General features: G+C 49.9%; 4 protein-coding genes. 1 reads left to right on the plus strand and 3 read right to left on the minus strand.

Features of this window, described 5'->3' with window-relative positions; all coding sequences use genetic code 11:
- Position 1: 1 nt before the first annotated feature.
- The gene (locus DT73_RS20550) at positions 2-934 is read left to right on the plus strand and encodes a sugar kinase (protein ID WP_036114374.1); all 933 of its coding nucleotides are present in this window, start codon (positions 2-4) and stop codon (positions 932-934) included.
- A gap of 106 nt (positions 935-1,040) precedes the next feature.
- On the opposite strand, the gene DT73_RS20555 is transcribed toward DT73_RS20550, so the two are convergent.
- The 3 genes from DT73_RS20555 to hmsP all read right to left on the minus strand — a co-directional run bounded on the left by DT73_RS20555 (position 1,041) and on the right by hmsP (position 6,279).
- A complete protein-coding gene (locus DT73_RS20555) occupies positions 1,041-2,540 on the minus strand; it encodes a pitrilysin family protein (protein WP_036114377.1) in 1,500 nt (499 codons plus the stop codon).
- 183 nt (positions 2,541-2,723) lie between these two features.
- Positions 2,724-4,010, minus strand: a complete 1,287-nt coding sequence (locus tag DT73_RS20560) for a dicarboxylate/amino acid:cation symporter (RefSeq protein ID WP_036114379.1) — start codon at positions 4,008-4,010, stop codon at positions 2,724-2,726.
- Between the two features lie 268 nt (positions 4,011-4,278).
- Positions 4,279-6,279, minus strand: a complete 2,001-nt coding sequence (hmsP, locus tag DT73_RS20565) for a biofilm formation regulator HmsP (protein ID WP_036114402.1) — start codon at positions 6,277-6,279, stop codon at positions 4,279-4,281.
- Between the last annotated feature and the right edge of the window lie 543 nt (positions 6,280-6,822).

Below are 6,822 nucleotides of genomic sequence, written 5' to 3' on the forward strand. Positions count from 1 at the left end.
TATGCCGACCCCAAAAATTGCCGTTATTGGCGAATGTATGATTGAGTTGTCGCAAAAAGGCGCAGATGTTCATCGCGGTTTTGGCGGCGACACCCTGAACACGTCTGTTTATATTGCCCGTCAGGTTGATGAGTCTGCGTTGTCAGTACACTACATCACTGCTCTGGGTACAGACAGTTTCAGTCAGCAAATGCTGAATGCATGGCAGCAGGAAAATGTACAAACGAGTCTGATACAACAAATGGAAAACCGCCTGCCAGGGCTTTATTACATCGAAACCGATGACACTGGCGAGCGTACGTTTTACTACTGGCGCAACGAAGCCGCAGCCCGTTACTGGCTGGAGAGCGACCAGGCAGATACCATTTGCCAGCAACTGGCACAGTTCGACTACCTGTACCTGAGCGGTATCAGTCTTGCAATCCTTAGCCCGGAAAGCCGTGAAAAATTGCTGAACCTGTTACGCCAGTGCCGTGAAAACGGTGGGAAAGTTATTTTTGATAATAACTATCGCCCACGTTTATGGCGCAGCAAAGAAGAGACTCAGCAGGTTTATCACCAAATGCTGACCTGTACAGACATTGCCTTCCTGACTCTGGACGATGAAGACGCTTTATGGGGTGAAAAACCTGTAGAGGAAGTGATTCACCGCACTCAGGCGGCTGGTGTACGTGAAGTTGTGATTAAACGTGGTGCCGACAGTTGTCTGGTCGCTATTCAGGGGCAGGCAACAATTAATGTTCCGGCCGTGAAACTCCCCAAAGACAAAGTGGTTGATACCACTGCAGCAGGCGACTCCTTCAGCGCAGGCTACCTGGCGGTTCGCCTCACCGGAGCCAGTGCAGAAGATGCAGCAAAACGCGGCCACCTGACAGCCAGTACGGTTATTCAGTACCGCGGAGCGATTATCCCTCGCGAAGCAATGCCTGACTGATTCCGGCAAACTCTCCCGGGCCTCCGGGAGAGTATTTCTATATTTGCCTTTCCAGCCGTTCTCTGCAGCACGTCTTTCTTGCCTGAACTTTGCTGTTAAAGCTGGTTCACTTCCCCGATGTATTGCCCGAGCCGGATGCCGCCGGTGTTTCTGGCGCATCTGGAGCTACAGGCGAAGCAGGGACTTCAACTGGCATATGCTTACCCCAGATTTCGCGTAGCGTTTTCGGGTTAACCTCGGCCTCACCCTGCGGCTGCAGCAATACCAGTGCCGTACCCTGCGAGAGCATCTGGTGCAGCTCCTGATTAATTTCAGCAATAGTCACTGACCCGAGAAAATCTTCGCGCAGTTTTTGATACTGCTCAGGCGCAATATCCACCACCTGGTTTTGCAGTGAACGAAGCCGCTGATTCATCAGCACCCCGGTATCAGTACGGGCGTAGGTGGCAAACAACGTTTGCAACTCTTTGCGTTTCTGTTCTATTAGCGCATCCACACTTTCTTGTGGTAACCCTTTTTCCCGGACATTCGCCAGCTCTTCACTCAAAAGCGCCATGTTTTTATCCAGCGTGGCACCCGGTGAGTCCAGATTAAGCCCACACTGGGCGCGTTGATAGAGCACACGGCAGTCAAAGCCAAGGCCTGTATCTTTCACTTTACGCTTTTCCATGGCCTGCTGAACATGCCAGAAAAGCGCTTCACGGGCCAGGTCAGCACGCCAGTAATGGAGCAGCGCCGCCGAATCACGAATAGGTTCCCAGGGGGTATCCCACATGACAGAAAGCCGGTCTTGCTGCAGGTGGTTACTTATCAGGCTTACAGCATCAGACTTCAGCGGCTGTAATGTCGGGAGCGTAGCCGGTGCCGTACGTTTGCCAGTGAGAGGGCCAAAAATTTTGGCAATTTGCTCAGACACACTGCGGCTGTCAATATTGCCGACAATTATCAGTGTCATGGCATCTGGGGTGTACCATTTTGCGTAAAAAGCTTTTAACGCAGACATATCAACAGGCTGTGCCAGCGAGGTGCCGGGAGCATGAGCCAGCATTGCAGAGCCCTGCAAGCGGTAGCGCCACCATGCGTCCTGCGGGTTAGCCGGCCAGGTTTTCACCATATCTTCTGTCGACAGCGCTTTATCAATACTTTCCTGTGTAATCGCCAGTTTACCGCTGGCATCAGCCAGCCAGGACAACGCTTCTTTCAACAAATCGTCACGGTTATTCGGCAGGCTCATGTCGTACATAGTAAAGTTATACGACACCAACGCGGGGGGCGCGGGACGATTCGGATCAATACTTTGCTGCCATAAAGACCGGGCCTGAAGTGCTGGCAGGCTGCCGCTCTGCGTCAGCGCAATACGCGGAATAAATGCAGTGAAACCACTCTGCTGAGCGGTTTCTGCCAGAGAACCTGTGTTTACTGACAGGCGAATCTCAATGCGGTCACTGGGGCGCTGCGGAGTTTGAAGAATTTGCCATTTCAGGCCATTAGGCAGCTTCCCTTCCTGCCATGCGGGATCGGGCTGTAGTGCATCCGCCTGCGCAAAACCAGAGGCTGTCAGCATCAACAACCCACTGGCTAAAAGTCGAATTCTGTTGCCCTGCATGTATACCCCTGCTCAACATTCCTGGTAAAAAAACACTGATGGCCTGTGCCATCCAGACATAACGTTCAGGCATGTTGCTTAGACAGCAAAAAAGGCCAAACGTCACGCAATGATGTGAAATTAAAAGCCAATTATGCGCAAGAGCCCGCGGCAAGGGCAAGTCACCGCGGGGAATTAAGCCGGTCAGGAAGGAATTTTTTGGGATTTTTTATCACTCGCTGCGCCAGAGAGCACATCAACGAGTTGTTTTTCATCCAGTTCGTTCACTTGTTTGGCCACAAAAATGGTTGCCACGCCGTTACCAACCAGGTTGGTCAGTGCACGGGCTTCCGACATAAAACGGTCAATGCCCAAAATTAATGCCAGGCCTGCAACGGGTAAGTGCCCCACCGCTGAAATGGTGGCGGCCAGAACAATAAAGCCACTACCGGTTACACCGGCTGCGCCTTTAGATGACAACAGCAACACAACCAGTAATGTAATCTGGTGCATAATATCCATATGGCTGTTCGTTGCCTGGGCGATAAATACCGCTGCCATTGTCAGGTAAATAGCCGTGCCATCGAGGTTAAAGGAATACCCGGTAGGAATAACCAGACCGACGACAGATTTACGGCATCCCAGTTTTTCCATTTTATCCAGCATACGTGGCAATGCTGATTCAGAGGATGACGTACCAAGAACAATCAACAGTTCTTCTTTGATATAACGGATAAATTTAAAGATGCTGAACCCGGTATAACGGGCAATACTTCCCAGAACCAAAAACACAAACAGCAGGCAAGTGATATAAAAACAGATAATCAACTGCCCTAATTGCAACAGTGACCCGACACCGTATTTACCAATAGTAAATGCCATTGCCCCAAATGCACCAATCGGTGCCAGGCGCATAATCATATTGATAATGCCAAAAATGACACCAGAGAAACTTTCAATCACATTAAAAATTAACTGGCCTTTTTGCCCCAGGCGATGCAAAGCAAAACCAAACAGCACAGAAAATAATAACACCTGTAAAATATTGCCGCTGGCGAATGCGCCAATCACACTGTGGGGAATAACATCCAGTAAGAAAGGAACTACACCGGTTTTTTCTGCCTGTTGTGTCCAGGCTGCAACAGCACTGGCATCCAGCGTGGCCGGGTCAACATTCATACCTGCACCGGGCTGCAATATATTCACCACCACCAGGCCGATGATTAATGCAACGGTACTGACCACTTCAAAATAGAGCAAAGCCACTGCGCCGGTACGGCCTACGGATTTCATACTTTCCATCCCGGCAATGCCTGTAACAACAGTACAAAAGATAACTGGGGCAATGATCATTTTGATTAATTTAACAAAAGCATCACCAAAAGGTTTCATCTGCGCACCCAGATCAGGCCAGAAGTGTCCCAGAATAACCCCGACGGCTATTGCGGCCAGGACCTGAAAATAGAGGCTTTTAAACAACGAGGTTTTCATAAGGTGTCCTTGAAATATAATCCGCATGACGGATGGAAAACTGACCAGGAAATTAACACCTAAGAAACATTTTAAAAACTAACACGCATCACACATTCAACAAGACAAGAACGCAATTGCAATAACAATAGTTACATAAGGGCCTGCTGCACATTTTCAGCAGTAAGAAACCAGGCAGAAGAAAGGCAGGAAGGCGCCGGGAAGGCCATTATTACCAGAAGAACACCAGGCCGCCGGAATAACCGGCAGCGTAATCAAGGCAGAGTAATTAGCGGGCGTCGTTAGCAGGCAGATAGTCGCGGGAAAATACCTCAGGAGTAACAGCTTTGCCAAACAGGAACCCTTGCCCTACTGCAACACCTGCGTCTTCCAGCCACTTGCGCTGGATTTCCGTTTCCACACCTTCAGCCACGATTTTCAAACCCAGCGTCTTCGCCAGAGAGAGAATAACGGACACCATGTTGCTGTCGTCAGGCAAACTGCTCACAAATCCTTTGTCAATTTTCAGGATATCAATAGGCACAGCTTTAATGTGATGTAAATGATTCAGGCTGGCATAGCCCATACCGAAATCATCCAGCGCAATCTGAAGCCCGGCATCATGCAGCGGACGCAGAATATTTACCGCTTCTTGCGGGTCATCAATACGGCGGCTTTCCGTTATTTCAAGAATCAGAGTGCCGGGCTGGATTTTGTAGTGACGCAGCAAAGACAACATATTGGGGATCATATTGCTGTCGAGCAATTGCAATGCGGAAAGATTCACACTCAATGGCAAATTAACCCCACGGTTTTGCCATTGTGCAAGCAGAGCCAGAGATTCCTCCATGACCCAGCGCCCCACTTTAACCATCAGGCCACAGGCTTCGATACGCTCAATCAGGCCTTCGGGTAAATCCCAGCTACCATCAGGCTGGCGCATCCGCAACAAGACTTCCGCACTCAGCACAGCCCCGGTACGCATATCAACCTGGGGTTGCAGCCAAATAGCAAACTGCCGGTTTTCCATCGCCTTGAGAATATCGTTTTCTTCAGTCAGGCGTTGTAACGCAATGGCGTGCTGCCCGGGTTCATAAAACTCCACCTGATTTTTCCCGGCACGGCGCGCACTTTGGCTGGCAGACACCGCTCGCTGGAAAAATAACTGCGCGTCATCCTCACCTTCTTTTTGCATGGCAATACCAATGCTGGCAGAAGGCCGTAACTGCAAGGGGCCGAGATTGAGCGAATCACCCAGCGCGTTCAGCACCTGGTTACTTAATGTCATCGCAACCCAGGGTTTATCCACTCCCTGAACCAGGGCAACAAAATCCGTGGCATTAATTTGTGCAAGAAAGGCGTGCTGCCCCAGCGCATTGCGAAGTTTATCCACCAGCATAAGCAACAACGCTTCTCGCTGGGCTTCATGCAATACGCCATCAGAATCCTGCAGTGTCTGGCAGGAAACAGCCAGAATAAAACACGGCCGAGATTCGCTCATTACATTTTCCAGCAGCGCCAGAAAGAGGTCTTTATTGGGTAATTCGCTCACCGGGAAACGCGTGCTAAGCCGGTGCATATGTTCATGGAGTTGTATTATCCGGGTTTGGTTACGGTTATAAGTTTTAACCAACAACCCGATTTCATCGTCAGCGTGTAGTGCAGGTACAGGCAACTGATGTTCTATCGCTTCAGATTCGGCAGCAGAGGCCAGTGAACTGGCGATATCCCTTAATGGGTGCACCACCAGGCGGTTAATACACCAGGTCACCGCGACAGACATCATCAGAGACAAGAGCAAAAATGTCGTAACCAGTGTTGAAATAACGCTGATGATGTAACGATACATTCGCCAGGAATCGGACTGTATTACCAGATAGGCCAGAGGCTGTGGGTTTGCAGGGCGTTCCAGCGAATAAAGTGGCAGCGAAATTTGTGCGGGCAATTCGAAAACACGGGCAACCCAAAGAGGTACCGGTTTTTCTGGCTGAAATACTACCCTTAATGCCTGAAAACGATTAGGTAATACCACATCGGCACGGCTGATAATGCCAGACGGAGTTATATGTTTAAGAATTGACTCAGCCTCGGGAATATCTGCTCTGAGAATAGCCCCAGACAATGGCTGGCGCACAGACCTGGCAATATTTTCCATTTGCATAACAGTATCATGCCGGTGCTGCTGTACCAGATGGAACAGTAAGACAAGCGTAAAAACAGCAATAAAAAATATGGCAACGCTTGCCACCATCGCCATTTGTTTTATTGTTAATGACCGGCTAACTCGCAAATTCACGCTTTATTTTTCCCACCTGATTATTCTCATTTAGCCTGCCGATTATACTGCATTGTTGTGACTTTTTATTACTTCCTGGCGGATGATTTAGGGGTATTCGGTGAGTTTGAGTCTGAAAAGTGGGGGGAATGGTGTTGTTCACTTTGCACTGATGCCAGTGTGGCGAAAGTTCCGTTCACCTGCAGTGTGGTTGTTTCCGTTCACCTGAAGTGATGTGGTTAATGTGGCTACACAGCCTGTGAACGGGCTAAGGGGGCTCGCCCCCTTTGCAATCCCCGTTTTCGCTGGCGACCGGTGCTGCGCACTGCGTTCACCTCCGGGCAGTCAGCCTGCGGCCGGCTCGACTCGGCATCCCTGCCTCGGTTCGCCTTATTCCGCCATCCGGGCGGAATAACCTTGTCTTCCTTTCTCCGGTTCACCGGTCTTACGCGACACAACTCTCGCTGCGAGTAACTGTTTTTTTGTGTTGTGCTGAGTGGCTGTAAGTTCTGTGCCTGGTCTGTCTTTTTGATGTTTTTTGCTGAGATATTACAGGCG

Source organism: Mangrovibacter sp. MFB070 (assembly GCF_000705335.1).
Lineage (GTDB): Bacteria > Pseudomonadota > Gammaproteobacteria > Enterobacterales > Enterobacteriaceae > Mangrovibacter > Mangrovibacter plantisponsor.